The following is a 20,948-nucleotide window of genomic DNA, read 5'->3' as shown; positions in this document are numbered from 1 at the left end:
GCTCAGCCGACGCCGCGCTGCCGCAGTACCGACCCCGAGCGGCCCTTCACGACCTCCAGCTGCGCGTGGATGCGCCGCCGCAGGTCGGCGACGTGGCTGACGATGCCGACACTGCGGTCGCGTTCGCGCAGCGAGTCGAGGACGTCGAGGACCTCGTCGAGGGTCTGGTCGTCGAGACTGCCGAACCCCTCGTCGATGAAGAGGGTGTCGAGGCGGACCCCGCCCGCCTCGTCGGTGACGACGTCCGCGAGCCCCAGGGCGAGGGCGAGCGAGGCGAAGAACGTCTCACCACCGGACAGGGTCGCGGTGTCCCGCTCCCGCCCGGTCCAGGCGTCGACGACATGCAGACCGAGGCCACTGCGGCCGCGGCCGCTGCGGTCGTCGGAGTGGACGAGGGTGTAGCGGCCCGACGACATGCGCTGCAGCCGGGCGGTCGCGGCGGCGGCCACCTGCTCCAGCCGGGCGGCCAGCACATACGCCTCCAGGCGCATCTTGCGCTCGTTGTCCGCCGAGGTGCCCGCGGCCAGGCCGGCCAGACGGGCCACCCGGTCGTACTCCTCGCGCAGCGGTGCGAGGCGTCGTACCGAGTCGGTCGCCCGCGCGGACAGCCGGTCGAGTTCGGTGCAGCGGCGGGCGGCCGCGTCCCGGGCGGAGGCGGCGTCGCGCAGCCGCCGGGCCGCCTCGGCCGCGGCCCGCTCCGCCTCGTCGACGTCGGCCGGCTGCCGGCGCGCGGCGGCCGCGGTGTCGGCCTCGGCGAGCACGGCGCGTACGGCCGTCTCCTCGGACTGCCAGGCGTCCAGCCGCCTTTGCAACTCGCGGTGTTCGGTGTCGTCGAGGAGTGCGGCGGCCGCGGCCTGCGGAGTGTCGAACCCGGCGCGGAAGGCCGCGTCGGCGAGGCGGGCGTCGGCGTCCTTGAGGCGCTGGGCGGTGTCCTCGGCGGTGCGCGCGGTGTCGGCGGCGTCGGTGAGCAGCGCGGCCCGCCGCTCCAGCTGCGCGGCCCGCGCGGCCACACTGTCGGCGGTGCCGCGGGCCTCGGCCAGTTCGGCTTCCAGCGTGGCCCTCTCGCGGTCGAGGCGTTCACGGCGGCCGACCCGGGAGGCGGCCCTGACCGCGGCCTGCTGCCGGGCCTCGGTCCGCTGCTCGTGCTCGGCCTGGGCGCGGCGCAGCTCCTCGTGTGCGGGGTGCAGCGCGGAGGCGGCCCTGCGGGCGTCCGTGTGCAGGCGCTCCAACTTCTCCGCCTCTTCGGCGAGTTGTGCGGTGGGGGCGTCGCCGGCCTCGGCGGTGGCGGCGGCCAGCGCCTCGCGTGCCACACCCAGGCGCCGCTCCCTCTCGGCGCGCAGCTCCTCCGCCTGCTGGTAGGCGGTCAGCGCCTGCTCCTCCGCCTCCCGGTCGACGTGCCCGGCATCCTTGCGTGCCGGCGCGGGGTGCTCGGTGCCGCCGCACACGGCACAGGGTTCGCCGCTCTTCAGCTGGGCGGCCAGTTCGGCGGCGATGCCGTTCAGCCGCTGTTCCTTGACGTCGAGCCAGTGGGCCCTGGCCTGGAGCGTCCGCTCCTGCGCGAGACGGGCCTGCTCGGCTGCCGTCTCCGTGTCGCCCGCCAGCTGGTCGCGCAGCCGGGCCGCGTCGAGCCGGCGCTGGGCGGGTTCGCGCTGGACGGCGAGCTGTTCGGCCCGGGTGGCGGCTTCCTGTGCCGAGTCGATACGGCTTTGCAGTGCGGCCCGGGTCTCCTCCCACCCGGCGAGCCAGGCTTCCGCGTCCTGCCCGACCTCCTCGTCGTCCCGCTCCTGACGCTCCAACTCGGCGCACTCGTGGACGAGTTCGGTCAGGCGGCGTTCACCCCGGCGTGCCGACTCCAGTCCGCCCAGCTCCTCGGCGGCCCGGCGGGCGGCCGAGGCGAGTCCGGCGGCTGAGGCGTCTGCGAAGGTCTCCGGGAGCAGTCCCCGTGCGTGTGCCTCGGCCGCGGCCGCCCCCCGGTGTTCGGTGTCGGCGGCCTCCCGCAAGTCCAGCGCGGGCGACACCGCCTCCGCCTTGCGGGCGCGCTCCATGCGGGCCTGCGCCTGGTGGTAGCCGTCGACGCGCTCCTCGAGGAGGGCGGCTCGCTCCCGCGCCTGGGTGAACCGCCGCTGCAGCCGGTCCAGTTCGCGTACGTCGGCCAGGTCGCGGTCAGCGGCGGCGTGGGCGGACTCGGCGGCCGAGAGGCGGCAGCCGGCGAGCGTCAGCTGTTCCCGGGCGGTGCTGCGGGCGACGGCTGCCGCGTACAGCACGGCGTCGGCCAGGCCCGGTTCGCCTGGTGCCAGGTCCGGCAGCTCCATAGCGGCGCCGGCCGCCTGCTGCATGCGGTGCGCATCGGCCAGCAGCTCCGAGTCGCCGTCCCGCACCTGGGCCTCGGCCGCCCGTCGGCGGTGCGCCAGCCGCTGCTCGACCTCGCCGAAGCGGTGGGTGTCGAAGAGGCGGCCGAGCAGCCGGCCACGTGCCTCGGCGTCGGCGCGCAGGAAGCGCGCGAAGTCGCCCTGGGGCAGGAGCACCACCTGGCAGAACTGCTCACGGCTCATGCCGAGCAGCTGGGTGATCTCCTCGCCGATCTCCTGGTGCGAGCGGCTGAGGTCCTTCCAGGCGCCGGCCGCCGGGTCGTACTCGCGCAGCCGGCTCTGGGCCTTGTCGAGGGTCGTGCCGGATCCGCGTTTCTTGGGCCGCTCCCAGGGCGGCTGCCGGGTGACTTCCAACCGGCGCCCGGCGACGGTGAGTTCGAGGCGGATCTCGGTGCGGGTGCCGGGTATGGCGTGGTCGCTGCGCAGCGCCGTGCCCTGTCCGGACTGCCGGGCGCCCGGGACGCTGCCGTACAGCGCGTAGCAGACGGCGTCCAGGACGGAGGTCTTCCCGGCGCCGGTCGGTCCGTGCAGCAGGAAGATCCCGGCCGACGACAGCTCGTCGAAGTCCACGGTCTGGGAGCCGCCGAAGGGGCCGAAGGCGGTGATCTCCAGCTGGTGCAGCCTCATCGCGACACCTCCCGCACGGCCTCGTCCGCGCGCACCGCGTCGAACGCGTCCCGCAGCACGAGCTGCTCCCGCTCGTCGGGTCCGGCGCCGCGCACGTGGACCACGAAGTCCTCCGCGATCTGCTGGTCGCTGCGCCCGGCGAGCCGCCTGGCGTAGGACAGGGCGGGGTCGTCCGGTGCCCGGTCGGGGTCGAAGGCGAGGCTCAGCGTGTGCGGGAAGCGCTCGCCGAGCCGGGCCATGGGGTCGGCGGGGCGGACCGGGTCGGTGAGGGTCGCCTCGACCCAGGCGTCCTCGTGCCGGGCGAGTGCGGGGTCGGCGAGCAGTTCCTCCAGCGGGCCCCTGATGCGGGCCAGCGCCCGCGGGACCGGGCAGTCGAGGCGCTCGGCGGTGACCGAGCCCTCGGCGTCCAGGTCGACGAGCCACATGGTCTTGCGGTGGTCGGCCTCGGAGAAGGAGTACGGCAGCGGGGAGCCGGAGTAGCGCACGCGCTCGGTGATGGTCTGGCTGCCGTGCAGGTGCCCCAGTGCCGCGTAGTCGACGCCGTCGAAGACGCCGGCGGGCACGGCGGCGACGCCGCCGACGGTGATGTCCCGCTCACTGTCGCTGGCCTGGCCGCCGGTGACGAAGGCGTGGGCGAGGACGACGGACCGGGTGCCGGGCGCGCGGGTGGCGAGGTCCGCGCGGACCCGGTCCATGGCGGCGGCCAGCACCGCCTCGTGCCCGGCCTTCGTCACCCCGAACTCGTCCTTCACCAGCGCGGGTTCGAGATACGGCAGCCCGTAGAAGGCGACGTCGCCGTGGGCGTCGGCGAGCACCACGGGCGTGCCGCACGCCGACGGTTCGGTCCGCAGATGGATACCCGCTCGGTCGATGAGCCCGGCCCCCACTCCCAGCCGCCGGGCCGAGTCGTGGTTCCCGGAGATCATCACCGTGGGCACGCCGAGGGCGGCGAGGCGGTGCAGGGCGTCGTCGAAGAGCTCGACCGCGGCGAGGGGAGGCACCGCCCGGTCGTACACGTCACCCGACACGACCACCGCGTCGACGCCGCGCTCCCGCACGGTCGTGACGAGGTGCCCGATGAACTCGGCCTGGGCGCCGAGCATGTTCACCCGGTGGAAGGCCCGGCCCAGGTGCCAGTCGGACGTGTGCAGCAGTCTCATGATCCTCGAGACTAACGGCCGCTTCTGACAGCACGGGCGGTTACTCCCGTATCGACCCGTCATGACGGGCCGCGTTCACGGCCGTTATGCACCTTTCGCCTGCGATCGTCCTCGTCGTGAGGTTCTTCACGGGCGCCGGGCGTCCCCGTACGCCTCTCCGCCGAGCTCGAACCCGGCCGTACCGGCGGTCGCGTCGGCCAGCCACGCCCGGAAGGCCTCCACGTCGGCGTCCGGCAGTCCGATCTCGATGGTGACGGCCTCGCCGTAGCGCACGTCCCGCACCTCGCGGCCCGTCGCCCGCAGGTCGTTCTGGACCTTGCCGGCGCGCTGGTGGTCGACCGTCACCGTGGCCAGCCGGAAGCGGCGGCGGGTGAGGGTGCCGAGGCTGTCGAGGGCTTCGCCGACCGCTCCGCCGTAGGCCCGGATGAGACCGCCCGCGCCGAGCTTGACGCCGCCGTAGTAGCGGGTGACGACGGCGACGACGTAGCGCATGTCTCGGCGGAGCAGCATCTGGAGCATGGGGACGCCGGCGGTGCCGCCGGGCTCGCCGTCGTCGCTCGCCTTCTGGATCGCCGCGTCGGCGCCGATGACGTACGCGAAGCAGTTGTGCGTGGCGTCCGCGTGTTGCCTGCGGACGCTCGCGACGAAGTGCTGGGCCTCCTGTTCGGTGGCCGCCGGGGCGAGGGCGCACAGGAAGCGGGAGCGGTTGACCTCGGTCTCGTGGACGCCCGGGCGGGCGACTGTGCGGTACTCGTCCTGCATCCGGTCAGCCTATGCGCAGCCTCCGCGTCCGCCGCGGCGGGTGCGAAGCCCCGGACACGGCAGCCCCGGTCGCCCCGGTCGCCCGCGAGGCGCCGCGCCGCATCGGTCCCGGAGCCGGCCGCACGTCCCCGTCGGCCGGTCCGCGGTCACTTCTTGCCGCGCGCCACGATCACGTCCGTCAGCAGGGCCGTGCCCGGGGCGAGGTCCCGCCAGGTGCCGCCGCGCCAGGCGAGTACGGCGATCGCCGAGGTCGGGAACTTCAGCCGGACCTCGTCCAGAGCGTCGTCGAGGCCGTCGCCGGCGAGGTGGAGGACGAGTTCCTCCAGCCCGGGGTTGTGCCCGACCAGCAGCAGGGTGCCGACCTCACCGGGCGTCTCGTGCAGCACGGCCGACAGCTCGGGCACGTCCGCCGCGTAGACCCGCGCGTCGAGCCGCGCCGGCGGCGGGGACACCCACTGTGCGGAGGCCAGCTCCCAGGTCTGCCGGGCCCGTACGGCGGTGGAACACACCGCGAGGTCGGGCAGCAGGTCGGCCTCGGCGAGGGCCCGTCCCGCGGCCGGCGCGTCCCGGCGGCCGCGCGGGGCGAGGGGGCGTTCGTGGTCGGGGACACCGGCCGGCCATGCGGACTTGGCGTGCCGCAGGACGACCAGATGGCGCAGTGGGCCCGCTCCCGCCCGGGCGATCACGCCGGGGATCCCAGGTCGCGGGTGAGCTCGAGACCGAGCAGCCGGTCGGCGTAGGCGTACGTCTCGAAGCGGGCGCCCTCCAACAGCTCCGAGGTCTCCACCTCCCTGAGCACGCGCAGCACCCCGAGGACGTCCAGGTCGTCCTCCCAGGCGGTCCGGAGCTCTCCGCGCACCTCCTCCGGAATCGCCCGTGAGGGCCTGCGCGCCCAGTCGGCGACCGCGCGCCGCCACCGTACGAGCGTCTCGCGGGCCTCACCCAGCGCGTCCGCGTCGAGCCGTACGGGCTCGCTCCGGCGCCGGGAGAGCAGGGCAAGACGTACGACGGTCGGGTCGACCCCCTCCGGGACCACGGCCGCACCGGCGGCCACGGGGGCTACAGGGGCCACAGGGGCCACGATCAGCCGGACGCCGCCGGAGGGGGGCGGTGAGCTGTCCGCACCCGCGTCCTCGGCGAGCACGTGGATCACCTGGGCCTCCCCGGGCCCCGCCGACACGTCCCGGCTGTCCTCGAACGGACGGATCCCGAGGGCGGCGGCGCCTGCCCTCAGTTCCGCCGACTCTCGTTCGCCGCCCAGCAGGGCCCAGACGGGCGTGCCGCCCAGTTCCAGGGCACGGACCAGAACGTCGGCGACCAGCAGCACGCGCAGGGCGGTGGTGTCGCGGCCCGGCACGTGGGCCTGGACACGGGTCAGCCCCCGGCGTGCGGGAGCGGCGTCCACGGGCTCGCCGGTTCCGGCGTCGATGATGCGCAGCACGGGCTGAGCGTAGGCGGGTGGACCGCGCCGCGCCACCGACCGACCGAACACGCGTTCAAGGCAGCGTGCCCAGAAATCGCACATGGGGCCGATCGCCGGGCCCTTCCCTGGTCACGGCGGCCCGTACCCCGTACACCTCGGCGATGAGCTCCTCGGTCAGGACCTCGCCCGGAGCGCCGCCCGCCACCACCCGGCCCGTGTTCAGGACGACCACCTGGTCGCAGTACATCGCCGCGAGGTTGAGGTCGTGCAGGGCGACGACGGTGGTGACCGGGAGACCGGTGACCAGGGTCAGGAGGTCGAGCTGGTGGTGGATGTCGAGATGGTTGGTGGGTTCGTCGAGGAGGAGTTCGCGGGGTTCCTGGGCGAGCGCGCGGGCGATCTGCACCCGCTGGCGCTCACCGCCCGACAGGGTGTGCCAGGGCTGGTCGCGGCGGTCGCCGAGCCCGGTGCGCGCCAGGGCGGCCCGCACGGCTCGCTCGTCGTCGGCGGAGGCGGGCGTCCAGGCCCGGCGGTGCGGGACGCGTCCGAGCCGTACGACGTCCAGGACCGTCAACTCGACCTGCGTGTCCACCTGTTGCTCGACCACGGCGAGGCGCCGGGCGACCTCGCGGCGGGCCAGGCCGGCCAGGGGCGCTCCGTCGAGCGTGACGACACCGGCGCTGGGGCTGAGCAGGCCGGCCAGCAGCCGCAACAGGGTCGACTTTCCGGAGCCGTTGGGCCCGAGCAGTCCGACGGTGGTGCCCTGTTCGGGGGCGAGACAGACGCCGTCGAGGATGAGCCGGCCGTCGACGCGGCGGCTGACGCGGTCGGCGCCGAGGCCGGCCCCGTTCCCGGCCGGCGCCTTCGACTCCGTGCGCGGGGCCGGCTTCACCGCACCCTCCGCGTCCGGTACAGCACCGCCACGAAGGCCGGCACCCCGATCAGCGACGTCACCACACCCACCGGCACCTCCTGCGGGTCGAGAACCGTGCGGGCCAGCGTGTCGACCCACACCAGGAAGACCGCCCCGGTCAGCGCGGTGACGGGCAGCAGCCGGGCGTGGCCCGGGCCGACCAGGGCACGGGCGGCGTGCGGCAGCACCAGCCCGACGAAGCCGATGGCGCCGGCGGAACTGACCAGCGCGGCCGTGAGCAGGGCCGTGACGCACAGCAGCACCAGCCGGGTGCGGGCCACCGACACCCCCAGGGTGGCCGCCGCGTCCTGCCCGAAGGCGAAGGCGTCGAGGGTGCGGGCGTACGACAGGCAGACCACCAGCGCCACGGCCAGGACGGCGAAGCACATCCAGACGTCGGTCCAGCCCGCCCCGCCGAGCGAGCCGAGCAGCCAGAACAGGACACCGCGGGTGGTCTCGGCGTCGGCCGCGGTCATCACGACGAACGAGGTGAGCGCGGAGAAGAGCTGCATGGCGGCGACCCCGGCGAGGACGACGCGGTCGGTGCCGCCGCCGAGCGTGTGGCTGAGGAACAGCACCAGCGCGAACGAGACCAGGGCGCCCAGAAACGCGCCCGCGGGAACGGACAACGCGCCCCCGCCGACGCCGAGGACGACCACCACCACGGCCCCGGTGGACGCGCCCGAGGACACCCCGAGGACGAACGGGTCGGCGAGCGGGTTGCGCAGCAGGGACTGCATCACCGCCCCGCACACGGCCAGTCCGGCGCCGCACACGGCCGCGAGGAGCGTGCGCGGCAGCCTGAGCTGCCACACGATGCCGTCCCGGATCGGCGTCGACTCCGAGGTGCCGAGCCCGAGATGGGCGGCGACGACGGACCACACGTCGGCGACCCGGATGTCGGCCGGTCCGATGGTGATGGCGACGGCGAGGGAGCAGCACAGCAGGAGGGTGCCGGCAGCGGTGAGCAGGACCGCCCGGGCGGTCACTTCACGAGCCCGAACTCGCGCAGTCCGGCCGCGACCCGCTCCACGCCCTCGATCGTCCGGATGGTCGGGTTCATGGCCTGCCCGCTGAGCAGGACGTACCGGTGGTGCCGGACGGCGGTCATGTTCCTGGTGACCGGGTCGGACTCCAGGAAGGCGATCTTCCGCTCGGCCGACTCGGCGGTCTGCGACCTGCGGGTCAGGTCGCCGATGACGAGGACGTCGGGGTCGCGGTCGGCGACCGTCTCCCAGTTGATCTGCGGCCACTCGTCGTGCGTGTCGTCGAAGACGTTCTTCGCGCCCAGGGCACGGGTGATGACGCCGGGCGCTCCGCAGCAGCCCGCCATGTACGGCGACTCGGAGTTGGCGAACCAGAACAGCAGGCTCACGTCGGAGGCGTCGACACCCGCAGTGGCCTTCGCCATGCGCCTCTTCAGTGCGGCGACGAGCCTCTCGCCACGCTCCTTCACTCCGAACACGGCGGCCAGGTCGCGGACTTCGCCGTAGACGTCGTCGGCGGTCACCGGTTGGTCGCGTACGCCGTCCCCGTCACCGGAGTTGTCCTTGCCGACGCAGTCGGACGGTGAGACGTAGGTGGGGACGCCGAGCTTCTCGAACTGCTCCCGGGTGGCCACCCCGCCCTTGCCCAGCGTGGAGACGAAGGAGGCGGCGACGAAGTCCGGTTCGACGTCCAGGACCCGTTCGAAGGAGGGGTTGTTGTCGGCGATCCGCTCCACCTTCGCGTTCGCCTTCTCCAGCCCCTTCATCACGGGGTCGGTCCAGGTCGCCGTACCCGCCATCCGGTCGGCGAGACCGAGGGAGAGCATGATCTCGGTGGTGCCCTGGTTGAGCGAGACGGCCCGCTCGGGCGGGGCCTGGACGCGTACCTCACGGCCGCAGTTGTCGAGGCTGACGGCGGCCTGCGAGGCGGCCGGGCCGCTGTCACCGCAGCCGGTCATCAGCAGGGAGCCGGCCGCGAGCAGCGCGGTGGGACGGGCCATGCGGGCAAGACGTGCTATCGGCACGGGAGTGGGTCCTCGGTCGTCGAGGGCTCGAACGCGGAGCCCGGTCGTACGGAACTCCCCCGCCGTAGCTCGACCGCGGGGGCCGCCAGCAGGTCTTCGGACTCGGGTTCAGCCGGTCGGAGCGCCTTCCCGGACGACTCGAGAGTCGTCCAGTGGCCGATGCCCCGCCCGTCCCCCTCACCGCTGCGCGTCAGCTCCGGATTCACACCGGATTCCCTGACCCACGTTCATGGGTTCGACTGGCCTCGGCAAGCTATCACGGCGGGGAATCCCCGAGACCGGCGCACTGTTGTGCCAGGCGTCAGTGCTGATACGACCCCTGGAGACCGACGGTGTACGGCGACGAGGCAACAGTCCGCAAGATCCTCACCGGGCTCGGCGACACCTGGGCCGTGGTCGGCCTGTCGTCGAACCGACGGCGCGCCGCGTACGGCGTCGCCGAGGTGCTGCAGCGCTACGGCAAACGGGTCGTGCCGGTGCACCCCAAGGCGGAGACGGTGCACGGCGAGCAGGGGTACGCCTCGCTCGCGGACATCCCCTTCGACGTGGACGTCGTCGACGTGTTCGTGAACAGCGAGCTCGCCGGGGCGGTCGCCGAGGAGGCCGTCGCGAAGGGGGCGCGGGCGGTCTGGTTCCAGCTCGGGGTCATCGACGAGGAGGCGTACGACCGCACCCGGGAAGCGGGCCTGGAGATGGTGATGGACCGCTGCCCGGCGATCGAGATCCCGCGGCTGGGGTGAGGACGGACCGACCCCTGACAGCTCAGGTGGTCACTCGGGTTTCCACCGCGTCCGCAATTCCTGAATAACGTTCCAGGAATTCCCCGCACACCAGTCAAAATTCGACAACCGCCTTCAGCGCGACGGCGCGTGATTCCTAATCTGAAGCCTCTTGCACAGTAAAAGCATCTGCTTTATGAGAGGCCTCTTAAGAAATGGTAAGCGTTGATCACGCCGCCCCGGAGGCCACGAAGGGCCCGGGCGGCGGACTGCGGCGGGACGTCGGACTGATCGGCCTGATGTGGGCGTCGGTCGGTTCCATCATCGGATCCGGCTGGCTCTACGGCGCCGAGAAGGCGGTCGCCGCGGCCGGTCCCGCGGCCGTCATCTCCTGGGTGATCGGCGCGGTGGCGATCGTGCTGCTCGCGCTGGTGCACGCGGAACTCGGCGGAATGTTCCCGGTCGCGGGCGGCACCGCGCGATATCCGCACTACGCGTTCGGCGGTCTGGCCGGCATGTCCTTCGGCTGGTTCTCCTGGCTCCAGGCGGCGACCGTGGCGCCGATCGAGGTCGAGGCCATGATCGGATACGCCGGGCACTGGTCCTGGGCCCGGGGCTTCCAGCACCACCCGGACGGCACACTGACGAGCAGCGGTCTGTTCGTGGCCGTCGCGCTGATGGCCGTCTTCGTCGTCGTCAACTTCCTCGGTGTACGGGCCCTCGCCCACACCAACAGCGCCGCGACCTGGTGGAAGATCGCGGTACCGCTGGCCGCCATCTTCATCATCGCGGTCGGCAACTTCCACCCCGGCAACTTCACCTCGGAGGGCTTCGCGCCGTTCGGCGCCAAGGGCGTGCTGACCGCGATCAGCACCAGCGGCATCATCTTCGCCCTGCTCGGGTTCGAGCAGGCCATCCAACTCGCGGGCGAGAGCCGCGACCCGAAGCGGGACCTGCCGAGGGCGACACTCGGTTCCGTGGCCATCGGCGCGGTCGTCTACGTACTGCTCCAGGTGGTGTTCATCGCCGCCCTGCCGCACCACGCCTTCGCGCACGGCTGGGCCAGGCTCGACTACCCGGGCATCGACGGCCCCTGGGCGGGCCTGGCGACCCTCGTCGGGCTGGGCTGGCTGGCCGTGGTGCTGTACCTGGACGCCGTGGTCTCCCCCGGCGGCACCGGCCTGATCTACACCACCGCGACCGCCCGCGTCTCCTACGGCCTGGCCAGGAACGGCTACGCCCCCAAGCTCTTCGAACGGACCGACGCGCGGGGCGTGCCGTGGTTCGGGCTGCTCATCTCCTTCGTGACCGGCGTGATCTGTTTCCTGCCCTTCCCCAGCTGGCAGGAACTCGTCAGCTTCATCACCTCGGCGAGCGTCCTGATGTACGCGGGCGCCCCCCTGGCGTACGGCGTCTTCGCCGACCGCCTGCCGCACCACGAGCGTCCCTACCGGCTGCCCGGCGGCACGGTGATCGCCCCGCTGTCCTTCGTGGTGGCCAACCTCATCATCTACTGGTCCACCTGGGACACCCTGTGGCGGCTCGGCCTGGCCATCGTCCTCGGCTACGTCCTCCTCGGCGGGTACGCCTGGTACGCCACCCGCAAGGGCCTGCCCGACGCACCGCGCCTGGACTGGAAGGCTGCCCAGTGGCTGCCGGTCTACCTGGTGGGCATGGGCCTCATCTCCTGGCTGGGCAGCTTCGGCGGCCGGGGCCGCATCCCCCTGTGGTGGGACATCCTGGTCGTCACGGTCTTCTCGCTGGCGATCTACTACTGGGCGCGGGGGTCCGCGTCCCGTCCGGAGGAGATCGAGCGGAGCATCGACGACGTGGCGGTGACGGAGGCACCGGCGCACTGAGGCCCGCCGCCCGACCCGTTGCCCGTTGCCCCGCCGCCCCGCCCGGTTCAGCCCGACATAATGTTCGGGTGAACTCCACTGCCGTCCACCTCGACTCCGGTGCCCCGCAGCGTTTTCCGGTCGTCGTCGTGGGCGCCGGACCCGCCGGCCTCACCGTCGGCAACGTCCTGCGGGCCGCAGGCGTCGACTGTCTGGTCCTGGAGACGGAGACCCGCGAGTTCATCGAGCGGCGGCCCCGGGCGGGCGTCATCGAGGAGTGGGCCGTGCGCGGCCTCCAACAGCGCGGCCTCGCGGAGACCTTGCTGGAGCGGGCGCAGCTGCACAGCGAGTGCGAGTTCCGGTTCGGGGGCGAGCGCTTCCGTTTCTCCTACGCCGAACTGACGGACACTCACCACTTCATCTACCCGCAGCAGTTCCTGGTGACGGACCTGGTGCGCGAGTACGTGGACGTGCGGGGCGGCGAGGCGCGGTTCGCAGTGCGGGACGTCCGGCTGCACGATCTGGACAGCGCCCGCCCCTCGGTGTCGTACGTCTCCGCGGAGACGGGCGAGCGCGAGATCGTCGAGTGCGACTTCGTCGCGGGTTGCGACGGCGGGCGCGGGGTCACCCGCACCGCGCTGCCCGGGCAGGCGCGCATCTCCCGGCACGACTACGGCGTCGGCTGGCTGGCGCTGCTCGCCGAGGCGCCGCCGTCCAACGACTGTGTGGTGTTCGGCATCCACCCGAACGGTTTCGCCGGGCACATGGCCCGCAGTCCCGAGGTGACCCGCTACTACCTGGAGTGCCCGCCCGGCGACGACCCGGAGAACTGGTCGCACGAACGGGTCTGGTCCGAGCTCCGGCTACGCCTCGCGGCGACGGGCACCGGCCCGCTCACCGAGGGGCGGCTGATCGAGAAGCGCGTCCTGGACATGCACAACTACGTCGTCGAACCCATGGTGTTCGGCCGGCTCTTCCTGGCCGGGGACGCCGCCCACCTGACCGCCCCCATCGCCGCGAAGGGCATGAACCTCGCCCTGCACGACGCCTTCCTCCTCGGCGACGCCCTGGTCGGCTATCTCACCGGGGGTGACGAGAGCGGACTCGACGGGTACTCGGAGACCTGTCTGCGGCGGGTGTGGGACTACCAGGAGTTCTCCCAGTGGCTCTCGGAGGTCTACCACGGCACCTCCTCGGGCGACGCCTACCGCGCGGGCACCACCTTCGCCCGCCTCCGCCGCCTGTTCACCTCCCCCAGGGCCGCGGCGGCCTTCGCGGAGCAGTACCTGGGCACCGCCTCCGGTTACTGACCGGCCCGCGCCCGTCCGTCAGTCGTGCAGCGGCCGGTCGCTGAGCCGGTGGTCGGCCACGTTCAGGGCCTCGTCCACCAACCGACGCAGATGGCCGTCGCGCAGTGAGTAGATCACCCGGCGGCCCTCCTTGCGGGTGTTCACCAGACCGGCCAGCCGCAGCCGGGCCAGGTGCTGGCTGACGGCCGGCCGCGCCGCCCCGCACACCTCCGTGAGCGACGTGACGTCGGCCTCTCCCCCGGCCAGGGCATGCAGCAGGGCGAGCCGGGTCCGGTCGCCGAGCAGGGCCAGGATGTCGGCGGCGAGGGCGAACTGCTCCTCGCCCGGAGTGCGCGGGTGCGCATCGTGCGCAGGTGATAGGTGCATGCGTGCGCTCATACGCACATAATGGGCCTCGTGGGCGCCTCACGTCCACTCCCGGCGCACCGGAAGGGGACCCACGTGAACGACCGGCACGACCACGAGCACGGGCAGGGCCAGGGGCACGCGCACGGCCACGCCCACGCCCACGAGCAGGGACATGGGCACGACCACGGGGACCCGCACAGCCGTCGCGAGCACACGCACCCCCACCACCCGCACCCGCACCCGCACCACCCGAAGGCCCCCCTCCGTCACCGCCTCACCCACCTCCTCTCCCCCCACTCCCACGAGACCGCCGACAGGCTCGACTCCGCCCTGGAGTCCTCCGCCCGTGGCATGCGGGCCCTGTGGATCTCGCTGGCGGTGCTGGGGGCGACGGCGCTGGCGCAGGCCTTCGTGGTGGCCCTCTCAGGGTCGGTCGCCCTGCTCGGCGACACGGTGCACAACGCCGCGGACGCGCTGACCGCCGTACCGCTGGGGATCGCGTTCGTGCTGGGGCGGCGCGCGGCGACGCGGCGTTTCACGTACGGCTACGGCCGCGCCGAGGATCTGGCGGGCATCGTGATCGTGCTGACGATCGCCGCGTCGGCGGCGTTCGCGGGGTGGGCGGCGGTGGACCGGCTGTTCGATCCGCGGCCGGTCGAACACGTGCCGGCGGTCGCGGTGGCCGCGCTGGTCGGTTTCGCGGGCAACGAGTGGGTGGCCCGGTACCGGATCCGGGTGGGCCGTGACATCGGCTCGGCCGCGCTGGTCGCGGACGGACTGCACGCCCGTACGGACGGGTTCACGTCACTGGCCGTGCTGTTGGGCGCGGGCGGTTCGGCCCTCGGCTGGCACCTGGCGGACCCCGTGGTGGGACTGGCCATCACCGCCGCCATCGCGCTGGTGCTCCGGGACGCCGCGCGCGAGGTGTTCCGGCGGGTGCTGGACGCCGTCGATCCGGCCTTGGTGGACCGGGCCGAACAGGCGCTGACGGAGGTCGAGGGGGTGCGCGCGGTGGGCGAGTTGCGGCTGCGCTGGATCGGGCACCGGCTGCGCGCCGAGGTGGCGGTCGTGGTGGACGGCGAGGCGACGGTACGCCAGGCGCACGCCATCACCGTGGACGCCGAACACGCCCTGCTGCACGCCGTGCCCCGCCTCACCGCGGCTCTCGTGCACGCCGACCCGGCGCCGCAACCGGGCCGGGCGGACCCGCATCACGCCCTCGCGCACCACACGGCCGCACGTTCCTCGCCCGCCTGAGGTCAGGCGACTCCCAATCCCTCCAGCACCACCGCGCCGGGCAGCTCCGCGAACGCCTTGCCGGGCACCAGCAGCTTGCCGCGTCGGCGTCCGCTGCCCACCAGGACATAGGGCAGGTCGACGACGGCGGAGTCCACCAACACGGGCCAGTCCCCGGGCAGCCCGATGGGTGTGATGCCGCCGTACTCCATGCCGGTCTCACCGGTCGCCGTGTCCATCGGGGCGAACGAGGCCTTGCGGGCGCCGAGTTGACGGCGGACGACGCCGTTGACGTCGACTCGGGCGGTGGACAGGACGACGCAGGCCGCCAGAGTGCTCTCGCCACCCCGCCGGCCCGCGACGACCACACAGTTCGCCGACCGCTCCAGCAGCTCGCGGCCGTAGTGCTCCACGAAGACGGCGGTGTCGGCCCACCGCGGGTCGGTGTCCACGTAGACGATCCGCTCGGCGGGGACGCTGCCGCTCCAGTGGCGTACGGCGTCGGCGACGGGGCCGGTCAGCTCGTCGAGGGCGTCGGGGGCGGGAGTGGCGTGCTCGAAGTGGCCGATGGGTGCGTGCATGAGGGCACGCTAACAAGGCCGTCGCGGCCGCGGCCTCGACGTCAGTGGACGGCCGGGACCGACACCGTCAGCGTCATCTCCGCCGGTACGTCACCCCGATTGCCGTACGCGTGCGGGGCGTTGGCCTCGAACGTGACGCTCGAGCCGGCCGGGACGCGGTACTCCGCGTCCTCGACGGTCAGCGTCAGCTCGCCCGCCGTGACGTGGGCGATCTCCACCGTGCCGACGGGGTGCGGATCCGACCGGCTGCTCTCGCCCGGCATCAGCCGCCACTCCCACATCTCCAGCGGGCCGGGCGCCTCGGTGCCGGCGAGCAGCCGGCTGTAGCTGCCCGCGTCGGTGTGCCACAGACGTACCACCTGCTCGGGCGGGATGATCCGCACCTTGGGGCCCTGCTCGTAGTCGAGCAGGGTCGTGATGCTGATCCCGAGCGCGTCGCCGATCTTGACGACCGTGCCGAGGCTCGGGTTGGTGCGGGCCTGCTCGATCTGGATGAGCATGCCGCGGCTGACCCCGGCGCGTGCGGCGAGCGCGTCCAGGGTGAAGCCGCGCTCGGTACGCCAGCGCTTGACGTTGCGCGCCAGGGACTGGGTCAGCAGGTCGAGGTCCGACACGTTCCGTCCACCATCTAGGCCAATATTTTGAATGAAAGGGTTCATTGCACTGCACTATTGTGTGGTGCACCCGATCGTTCACCGAACTGTACTGCGAGGTCACCGGTGACAGCACTCCTCGCCCCGACCACCAGCCTGTTGTGGGGCCTGGCCGACTTCGGCGGCGGGCTGCTGACCCCGGCATACCCCGGCCCCGACGGTGGTGGTGGTCGCGCAGACGATCGAGGCGATCGCGCTCGGCGCGGTCGTCGTGGCCACCGGCGGCTGGAGCGAGGCCCGACCACGGCTGGAGCGAGGCCGGACCACGGCTGTGGTCGCGGTCGCCGCAGGCATGGTGGGCGAACGGCTGCGGGCCGCCCAGGCGGTGGGAGCGGGACTGGCCCTGGTGAGCACCCTGCTGCTGGCGACGAGCCGAGTCAGTCCAGCTCGGCGAGCTTCGCCGCCGTCGCCTCGTCCAGGTCCGCCAGCCTGCGCAGTTGCGCCGGGGTGACCCCCTCGGGAATCGGCACCGGCGCCGGTGTCCTGAGCGGCGGCTGCCAGCCGTCGCCCGGCGTCCAGCGCCGGACGACCCGGGCGGGTGCCCCCGCTACGACGGCGTGGTCCGGCACCACACCGCGGACCACGGCACCAGCGGCGACGACCACGTTCCGGCCGACGCGCGCGCCGGGCAGGATGACCGCGCCCGTGCCGATCCAGCAGCCCGGCCCGATCTCCACGGGTTCCATCCGGGGCCACTGCTTGCCGATGGGCTCGTGCGGGTCGTCGTAGGAATGGTTCGTGGAGGTGACGTAGACGTACGGCCCGAAGTAGCAGTCGCTGCCGATGGTGACCGTGGTGTCGGCGATGACGTGGCTGCCCCGGCCGAGGACCACGCCGTCGCCGATCCGCAGGATGGGGTCCGGGCCGAGGTCGAGGTCGGGCATCAGACCCGCGGTCAGGGTGACCTGTTCGCCGACGATGCAGTGCGAGCCGAGGTGGATCCAGGGTTCGCCGAAGACCGTGCCCAGCGGGAAGGCCAGCCGGGTGCCGGTGCCGAGGGCGCCGAAGCGGAAACGTCCCGGGTGGTCGGCGGTGACCGAGCCGGTGCGCTGCACCCAGGCCCAGCCCGCGTGCACGGCCCGCTGCACGACGCCGCGTCGCCATGATGAGAACGTGTTCTTCTTCGGCACCCGCTCACCGTACTCAGCGCCGGGTGGACCCATGAGCCGGTGGTGCTGTGATCTTCGCCCCACCGGGTGGCGTACGGTGCGGTGCACAGGACCAGGAGGCGAGATGACGCAGAAGGCGTTGATCACGGGTATCGGCGGCCGGGAACCGAAGGTGGACGACGCAGCGTTCGTCGCGCCCACCGCCTCGGTGATCGGGGACGTGACGCTTCGGGCGGGGGCGAGCGTCTGGTACGGGGCGGTGCTGCGCGGAGACGTCGAGCGGATCTCCGTCGGCGAGCGGAGCAACATCCAGGACAACTGCACGCTCCATGCCGATCCCGGATTCCCCGTCACCATCGGCGAGCGCGTGTCCGTCGGCCACAACGCCGTGGTGCACGGGGCGACGGTCGGCGACGACTGCCTGGTCGGCATGGGCGCGACGGTCCTCAACGGGGCGGTGATCGGGGCGGGATCCCTGGTCGCCGCGCAGGCGCTGGTCCCGCAGGGGATGCAGGTGCCGCCGGGTTCACTGGTGGCGGGCGTCCCCGCGAAGGTCAGGCGTGAGCTGACGGAGGAGGAGCGCCAGGGAGTCACCCTGAACGGCACGCTCTACGCGGACCTCGCGAAGGCCCACGACGAGATCCACCGGGACTGAACCGTGATCGACCGGGACTGAGCCTTGGTCCACCGGGACTGAGCCTTGTTCCACCGGGACTGAAACGTGGTTTACCGGGACTGAACCCTGGGGCCGCCAAGCCTGAAGCGTGGGCCCCCAGGCCTGATGCGTGGGGACCCCAGCCTGAACCGTGGGGCCGCCGGGGTCTGCCCGGTGGCGCGTGCCGGGAAGTGCTAGTCGGCGGCCGGCACGGCTTCCGGCCCGGACACGGCCGTCTGCTTCTCCGCCATCGCCGCCTTCGCCTTGCGCTTGAGCACCAGCATCGACGTGAGCCCGACGAGGACCGCCGCGACCAGTCCCAGCCACGAGAACCGCTTCAGCCACGACTCGGCGACGATACCGACGTAGTAGATGACGGCGGTCGTGCCGCCCGCCCAGACGATCCCGCCGAGCACGTTGGCGATCAGGAACTTCCAGTACGGCATCCGCAGCACGCCCGCGAGCGGCCCCGCGAAGATGCGCAGCAGGGCGACGAAGCGGCCGAAGAAGACGGCCCACATGCCCCACTTCTCGAAGGAACGCTCGGCCGTGGCGATGTGTCCCTCACTGAAGTGCCGGGGGAACTTCCCGCCGAGCCAGGCGAGCAACGGCCGCCCGCCCTTGCGGCCGATGGCGTAGCCGATCGAGTCGCCCACGATCGCGCCGACGGTGGCGCACGCTCCGAGGATCACCGGGTCGATGCCGGCGTGCTGCGAGGACAGCAACGCGGCCGAGACCAGGATGATCTCGCCGGGCAGCGGAATGCCCAGGCTCTCCAGACCGATGACGATTCCCACGAGGGCGTAGACGGCTGCCGCGGGCACCGTGTCGAGCCAGTCCTGGACGTGCAACGCCGGTTCCTCCCGAATTCGCGTCCCTGTGATCCCGGGCGGTCCCGGCGCGCGCCCTCAGGGCAGGCGCACGCCGGGAAGCCTACCGGGTCAACGGGACGCCTCGGCGTCCCACAGGTCGCACCGGCCTCCCCGGCCCACCGCCCCGCCCTGCGTGCGTGCTCCGGCCGGTCGACCCGCTCTAGCGGAGCACCGCGCCGACCGACCGGTCGAGGGTCGCGGTCGCCGCGCCGACCGACCGGTCGAGGGTCGTGGCCGCCGCGTCGACGACCGACCCGGCCGTGTCCAGCGCCTCGCCGGTGAGGGCCTCGGCGTCCGCCGCCGGTGCGGCCGGATCTTGACCGGAGTCGGCGTCGACCTGGGCCATCCGCCTCTCGAACTGCGGCGGCGCCACCGGGGCATCCTGCGGCGACGTCGGATCCTCGCTCAGTGCGTCGCCGTCGGGTGACGACGAGTCCTCCGGTGCCGAGTCCGGCGTCTTCGAGCGGCTGTCCGGCGTCCCGCTCCGCTTCTCCGCGCCGCCCCTGTCACCGCCCGCGCTCTCCAGCACCCACTGCTGCTCCGCCGATCCGTCCCGTTCGGCGACTACCACGGCCGTGCCCGGGCCGTCCTCGACGAGCAGCCCGCCGCCCCGGCGCAGCAGCAGTTCACCCCGGACGGTGAGGTCGTAGCGGACCTCACCGGCGTGCACCAGACAGTCGGCCACGACGACCGTTTCCTCGTCGGCGTCCGCGTCGAGGCAGAGCCTGGGGTCGACGGCACTGCGCAGCAGCCCGTCGTCCTCGTACGACCACTGCTGGGTCCGGGCCGTGGAGCACGCCTTCAGCACCGCCCCGGCTCCGTCCTCGGCCCGGCCGCCTCGTACGTCGAGGCACAGTCCGGCGGCGACGTTGCGGAACCGGCCGTGCCCGACCTCGACGGGGTTGCCCACGGACGCGGCGGACGGGGACCCGCCGGACGGGCCGTCGCCCGAGGTGCCCGGGGAGACGGAGTTTCCGCTGGACGCGCCCCAGGTGGCGCGGGGGCCGGGTTCGCCGCCTTCCTCGGACCAGCTCCGGGCGACGAGCACGGTCGCCAGCAGGGCGAGGGAGGTCAGCCCGGCCCCCACGAGCACCGTCTTGGTGTGCCGGCGGGGTGCAGCGAGGGGGCCTGCCTGGGCGGGGCGGTGGGCGGGGCGGTGGCGGCCGCCGGGCCTCGGCCGTCCGGCGGGACGCGCGGCCGGAGCGGCCTGGCCGCCTCCGCGACCCGGCCGGGAGTCGAGATAGCGGCGGGCGCCCCAGCCCAGGACGGTCTCGGCGAGCAACTCCTCCAGTCCGCCCTCGAAATGACTGAGTTGTTCCGCCGCGTGCCGGCAGTACCGGCACGCCGTCAGATGCTCCTGTACGTCGGGCAGCAGGGAGCCGCCCCGGCGAATGGGCACGTCGAGCAGACGGTTGTAGAAGCGGCATTCCCGGGTGGGCGCGAGTTCCCGGTGGGCCCGTGCGCAGCCCGCCCGGAATTGCTCGCGGGCCTGTTCCAGGGCGGCCGATGCGCGGGCCGCGTCCACGCCCAGCAGTCCGGCCGGTACGGATATGGGCTCGGCTTCGACCTCCGTATGCCACAGCAGGCATTGCGAGGCGCCGGGAAGTCCCTGGAATGCGCGCTCGGCGAGCTGTCGCCTTTCGGGGGTGGCCGACCTCGCGGCCCGCAGTCCGCGACCGCCGGTCGGTTTGCGGAGTTCAGGCAGTACGGCGCAAATGCCGTCGTCCGACGCCCACTCCTTGACGGTCTCCCGTACCGCCCTCAGGAGCTGGGGCCGCACGGCTCCGCCGCCCGCCCGTTCCAGTACCCGGTGGAACGCGGCGGCGGCCGCCATGGACGCCGAACCGGCCGACGAGACCAGGCAGATGACCGCGTAGTCATAGGTCGCCCGCCAGTGACGGGCCATCAGCAGGGCAACGGCCTGGGCGTCCGGGGCAGGTCCGTCGAGTCGGGCCATGAGGTCGCGGTCCGACTCCCCGGGGCTCGATCCGGGGCGGGGAGGGTACGGGGGCCGTGGGGGGTAGGCGGATTGCACTGGACCAATTCCTTCCAAGCCGCAGGACGGCATGGGGAATGCGCGTCCGTAGGAAAGCAGGTGCCTGATTGGTGCGTACCTATACCGCGTCAGGTGCGGGTCGGTTTTGAGCAGTCGGTGCGGTCGGTAATGAGCGGTCGGTCAGGGGCCGCTCACTTTCGCACAAGCGCGTCACAGTAAACAAGAAGTTCGAGTGACCGGAGTTCAAAAAGAGGCGACTTCAGAAAAGTTACCGTCGGTATCCGCACCCACATTCGAAAATACCCCGGAGTGACGTCGTCAAGTTGTGTGCCCCGCAGACCGGTTGGCACACGAAATCTCCAACTT

The 20,948-nt window shown here is 72.9% G+C and carries 19 protein-coding genes, 1 pseudogene and 1 riboswitch; of the genes and pseudogenes, 6 read left to right on the top strand and 14 right to left on the bottom strand.

Annotation, left to right across the window (positions count from 1 at the left end; all coding sequences use genetic code 11):
* Nucleotides 1-2: 2 nt before the first annotated feature.
* The 8 genes from AQJ84_RS05750 to AQJ84_RS05715 form a co-directional block, all read right to left on the bottom strand.
* Entirely contained in the window at nt 3-2,996 is a 2,994-nt protein-coding gene (locus tag AQJ84_RS05750; protein WP_053190818.1) for an AAA family ATPase, read from the bottom strand.
* Complete coding sequence (locus tag AQJ84_RS05745) at nt 2,993-4,156, bottom strand: exonuclease SbcCD subunit D (RefSeq protein WP_030041470.1); 1,164 nt, start codon at nt 4,154-4,156, stop codon at nt 2,993-2,995. The genes AQJ84_RS05750 and AQJ84_RS05745 overlap by 4 nt, the downstream gene beginning before the upstream one ends.
* 126 nt (nt 4,157-4,282) lie before the next feature.
* The gene (locus tag AQJ84_RS05740; protein ID WP_053190821.1) at nt 4,283-4,918 is read right to left on the bottom strand and encodes a YigZ family protein; all 636 of its coding nucleotides are present in this window, start codon (nt 4,916-4,918) and stop codon (nt 4,283-4,285) included.
* 146 nt (nt 4,919-5,064) lie between these two features.
* Nucleotides 5,065-5,604: a SixA phosphatase family protein gene (locus AQJ84_RS05735; protein WP_030041468.1), complete on the bottom strand. Its 540-nt coding sequence runs from the start codon at nt 5,602-5,604 to the stop codon at nt 5,065-5,067.
* A complete protein-coding gene (locus tag AQJ84_RS05730; protein ID WP_030041467.1) occupies nt 5,601-6,359 on the bottom strand; it encodes a hypothetical protein in 759 nt (252 codons plus the stop codon). Before AQJ84_RS05730 ends, AQJ84_RS05735 begins: the two co-directional genes overlap by 4 nt.
* Before the next feature lie 55 nt (nt 6,360-6,414).
* The gene (locus AQJ84_RS05725) at nt 6,415-7,233 is read right to left on the bottom strand and encodes an ABC transporter ATP-binding protein (RefSeq protein ID WP_051870019.1); all 819 of its coding nucleotides are present in this window, start codon (nt 7,231-7,233) and stop codon (nt 6,415-6,417) included.
* Nucleotides 7,230-8,243, bottom strand: coding sequence for a FecCD family ABC transporter permease (locus AQJ84_RS05720; protein WP_030041465.1), 1,014 nt, complete (start codon nt 8,241-8,243; stop codon nt 7,230-7,232). Before AQJ84_RS05720 ends, AQJ84_RS05725 begins: the two co-directional genes overlap by 4 nt.
* Nucleotides 8,240-9,241 carry an ABC transporter substrate-binding protein gene (locus AQJ84_RS05715; protein ID WP_030041464.1) on the bottom strand — a complete coding sequence of 334 codons (1,002 nt, stop codon included), beginning with the start codon at nt 9,239-9,241 and terminating at the stop codon, nt 8,240-8,242. The genes AQJ84_RS05720 and AQJ84_RS05715 overlap by 4 nt, the downstream gene beginning before the upstream one ends.
* A 94-nt stretch (nt 9,242-9,335) precedes the next feature.
* Nucleotides 9,336-9,524, bottom strand: a riboswitch (cobalamin riboswitch).
* Between the two features lie 73 nt (nt 9,525-9,597).
* Here AQJ84_RS05715 and AQJ84_RS05710 point away from each other — a divergent pair.
* The 3 genes from AQJ84_RS05710 (at nt 9,598) to AQJ84_RS05700 (ending at nt 13,132) form a co-directional block, all read left to right on the top strand.
* Nucleotides 9,598-10,005 (top strand): CoA-binding protein, encoded by a 408-nt coding sequence (locus AQJ84_RS05710; protein WP_030041463.1) that lies wholly within the window; start codon nt 9,598-9,600, stop codon nt 10,003-10,005.
* Between the two features lie 194 nt (nt 10,006-10,199).
* A complete protein-coding gene (locus AQJ84_RS05705) occupies nt 10,200-11,843 on the top strand; it encodes an APC family permease (RefSeq protein ID WP_030041462.1) in 1,644 nt (547 codons plus the stop codon).
* Nucleotides 11,844-11,911: 68 nt separating this feature from the next.
* Nucleotides 11,912-13,132 (top strand): 4-hydroxybenzoate 3-monooxygenase, encoded by a 1,221-nt coding sequence (locus AQJ84_RS05700; protein ID WP_030041461.1) that lies wholly within the window; start codon nt 11,912-11,914, stop codon nt 13,130-13,132.
* 18 nt (nt 13,133-13,150) lie between these two features.
* Here AQJ84_RS05700 and AQJ84_RS05695 read toward each other — a convergent pair whose 3' ends face one another.
* Nucleotides 13,151-13,510 carry an ArsR/SmtB family transcription factor gene (locus AQJ84_RS05695; RefSeq protein ID WP_053190824.1) on the bottom strand — a complete coding sequence of 120 codons (360 nt, stop codon included), beginning with the start codon at nt 13,508-13,510 and terminating at the stop codon, nt 13,151-13,153.
* 63 nt (nt 13,511-13,573) lie between these two features.
* Between AQJ84_RS05695 and AQJ84_RS05690 the strand changes: the two genes are divergently transcribed.
* On the top strand, nt 13,574-14,737 hold the full coding sequence (locus tag AQJ84_RS05690; protein WP_030041460.1) for a cation diffusion facilitator family transporter: 1,164 nt from the start codon (nt 13,574-13,576) through the stop codon (nt 14,735-14,737).
* Between the two features lie 2 nt (nt 14,738-14,739).
* Here the strand turns inward: AQJ84_RS05690 and AQJ84_RS05685 are convergent, their stop codons facing one another.
* Nucleotides 14,740-15,297: a YbaK/EbsC family protein gene (locus AQJ84_RS05685; protein WP_053190826.1), complete on the bottom strand. Its 558-nt coding sequence runs from the start codon at nt 15,295-15,297 to the stop codon at nt 14,740-14,742.
* Nucleotides 15,298-15,338: 41 nt separating this feature from the next.
* Entirely contained in the window at nt 15,339-15,911 is a 573-nt protein-coding gene (locus AQJ84_RS05680) for a helix-turn-helix domain-containing protein (protein ID WP_053190829.1), read from the bottom strand.
* 105 nt (nt 15,912-16,016) lie between these two features.
* On the opposite strand from AQJ84_RS05680, the pseudogene AQJ84_RS43935 reads away from it, so the two are divergent.
* Nucleotides 16,017-16,251, top strand: a pseudogene (locus AQJ84_RS43935) (hypothetical protein); the annotation flags it as partial.
* 76 nt (nt 16,252-16,327) lie between these two features.
* Here AQJ84_RS43935 and AQJ84_RS05675 read toward each other — a convergent pair.
* On the bottom strand, nt 16,328-17,080 hold the full coding sequence (locus AQJ84_RS05675; protein ID WP_053190843.1) for an acyltransferase: 753 nt from the start codon (nt 17,078-17,080) through the stop codon (nt 16,328-16,330).
* Between the two features lie 103 nt (nt 17,081-17,183).
* On the opposite strand from AQJ84_RS05675, the gene AQJ84_RS05670 reads away from it, so the two are divergent.
* Nucleotides 17,184-17,714, top strand: coding sequence for a gamma carbonic anhydrase family protein (locus AQJ84_RS05670; protein ID WP_030041457.1), 531 nt, complete (start codon nt 17,184-17,186; stop codon nt 17,712-17,714).
* 194 nt (nt 17,715-17,908) lie between these two features.
* Here AQJ84_RS05670 and AQJ84_RS05665 read toward each other — a convergent pair whose 3' ends face one another.
* Both AQJ84_RS05665 and AQJ84_RS05660 read right to left on the bottom strand, forming a co-directional pair.
* On the bottom strand, nt 17,909-18,565 hold the full coding sequence (locus AQJ84_RS05665; RefSeq protein WP_030041456.1) for a DedA family protein: 657 nt from the start codon (nt 18,563-18,565) through the stop codon (nt 17,909-17,911).
* Between the two features lie 181 nt (nt 18,566-18,746).
* Nucleotides 18,747-20,543: an RICIN domain-containing protein gene (locus tag AQJ84_RS05660; protein ID WP_053190833.1), complete on the bottom strand. Its 1,797-nt coding sequence runs from the start codon at nt 20,541-20,543 to the stop codon at nt 18,747-18,749.
* Nucleotides 20,544-20,948: the final 405 nt, after the last annotated feature.

Source organism: Streptomyces resistomycificus (assembly GCF_001514265.1).
GTDB classification, from domain to species: domain Bacteria; phylum Actinomycetota; class Actinomycetes; order Streptomycetales; family Streptomycetaceae; genus Streptomyces; species Streptomyces resistomycificus.
Note: the sequence above shows the minus strand (reverse complement) of the source record. Positions and strands in the feature narration are given on the sequence as shown.

Coding starts and splice junctions, on each gene's coding strand:
- AQJ84_RS05750 (WP_053190818.1), bottom strand. CDS start 2,996: ATGAGGCTGCACCAGCTGGAGATCACCGCCTTCGGCCCCTTCGGCGGC.
- AQJ84_RS05745 (WP_030041470.1), bottom strand. CDS start 4,156: ATGAGACTGCTGCACACGTCCGACTGGCACCTGGGCCGGGCCTTCCAC.
- AQJ84_RS05740 (WP_053190821.1), bottom strand. CDS start 4,918: ATGCAGGACGAGTACCGCACAGTCGCCCGCCCGGGCGTCCACGAGACC.
- AQJ84_RS05715 (WP_030041464.1), bottom strand. CDS start 9,241: ATGGCCCGTCCCACCGCGCTGCTCGCGGCCGGCTCCCTGCTGATGACC.
- AQJ84_RS05705 (WP_030041462.1), top strand. CDS start 10,200: ATGGTAAGCGTTGATCACGCCGCCCCGGAGGCCACGAAGGGCCCGGGC.
- AQJ84_RS05695 (WP_053190824.1), bottom strand. CDS start 13,510: ATGAGCGCACGCATGCACCTATCACCTGCGCACGATGCGCACCCGCGC.
- AQJ84_RS05685 (WP_053190826.1), bottom strand. CDS start 15,297: ATGCACGCACCCATCGGCCACTTCGAGCACGCCACTCCCGCCCCCGAC.
- AQJ84_RS05670 (WP_030041457.1), top strand. CDS start 17,184: ATGACGCAGAAGGCGTTGATCACGGGTATCGGCGGCCGGGAACCGAAG.
- AQJ84_RS05660 (WP_053190833.1), bottom strand. CDS start 20,543: ATGGCCCGACTCGACGGACCTGCCCCGGACGCCCAGGCCGTTGCCCTG.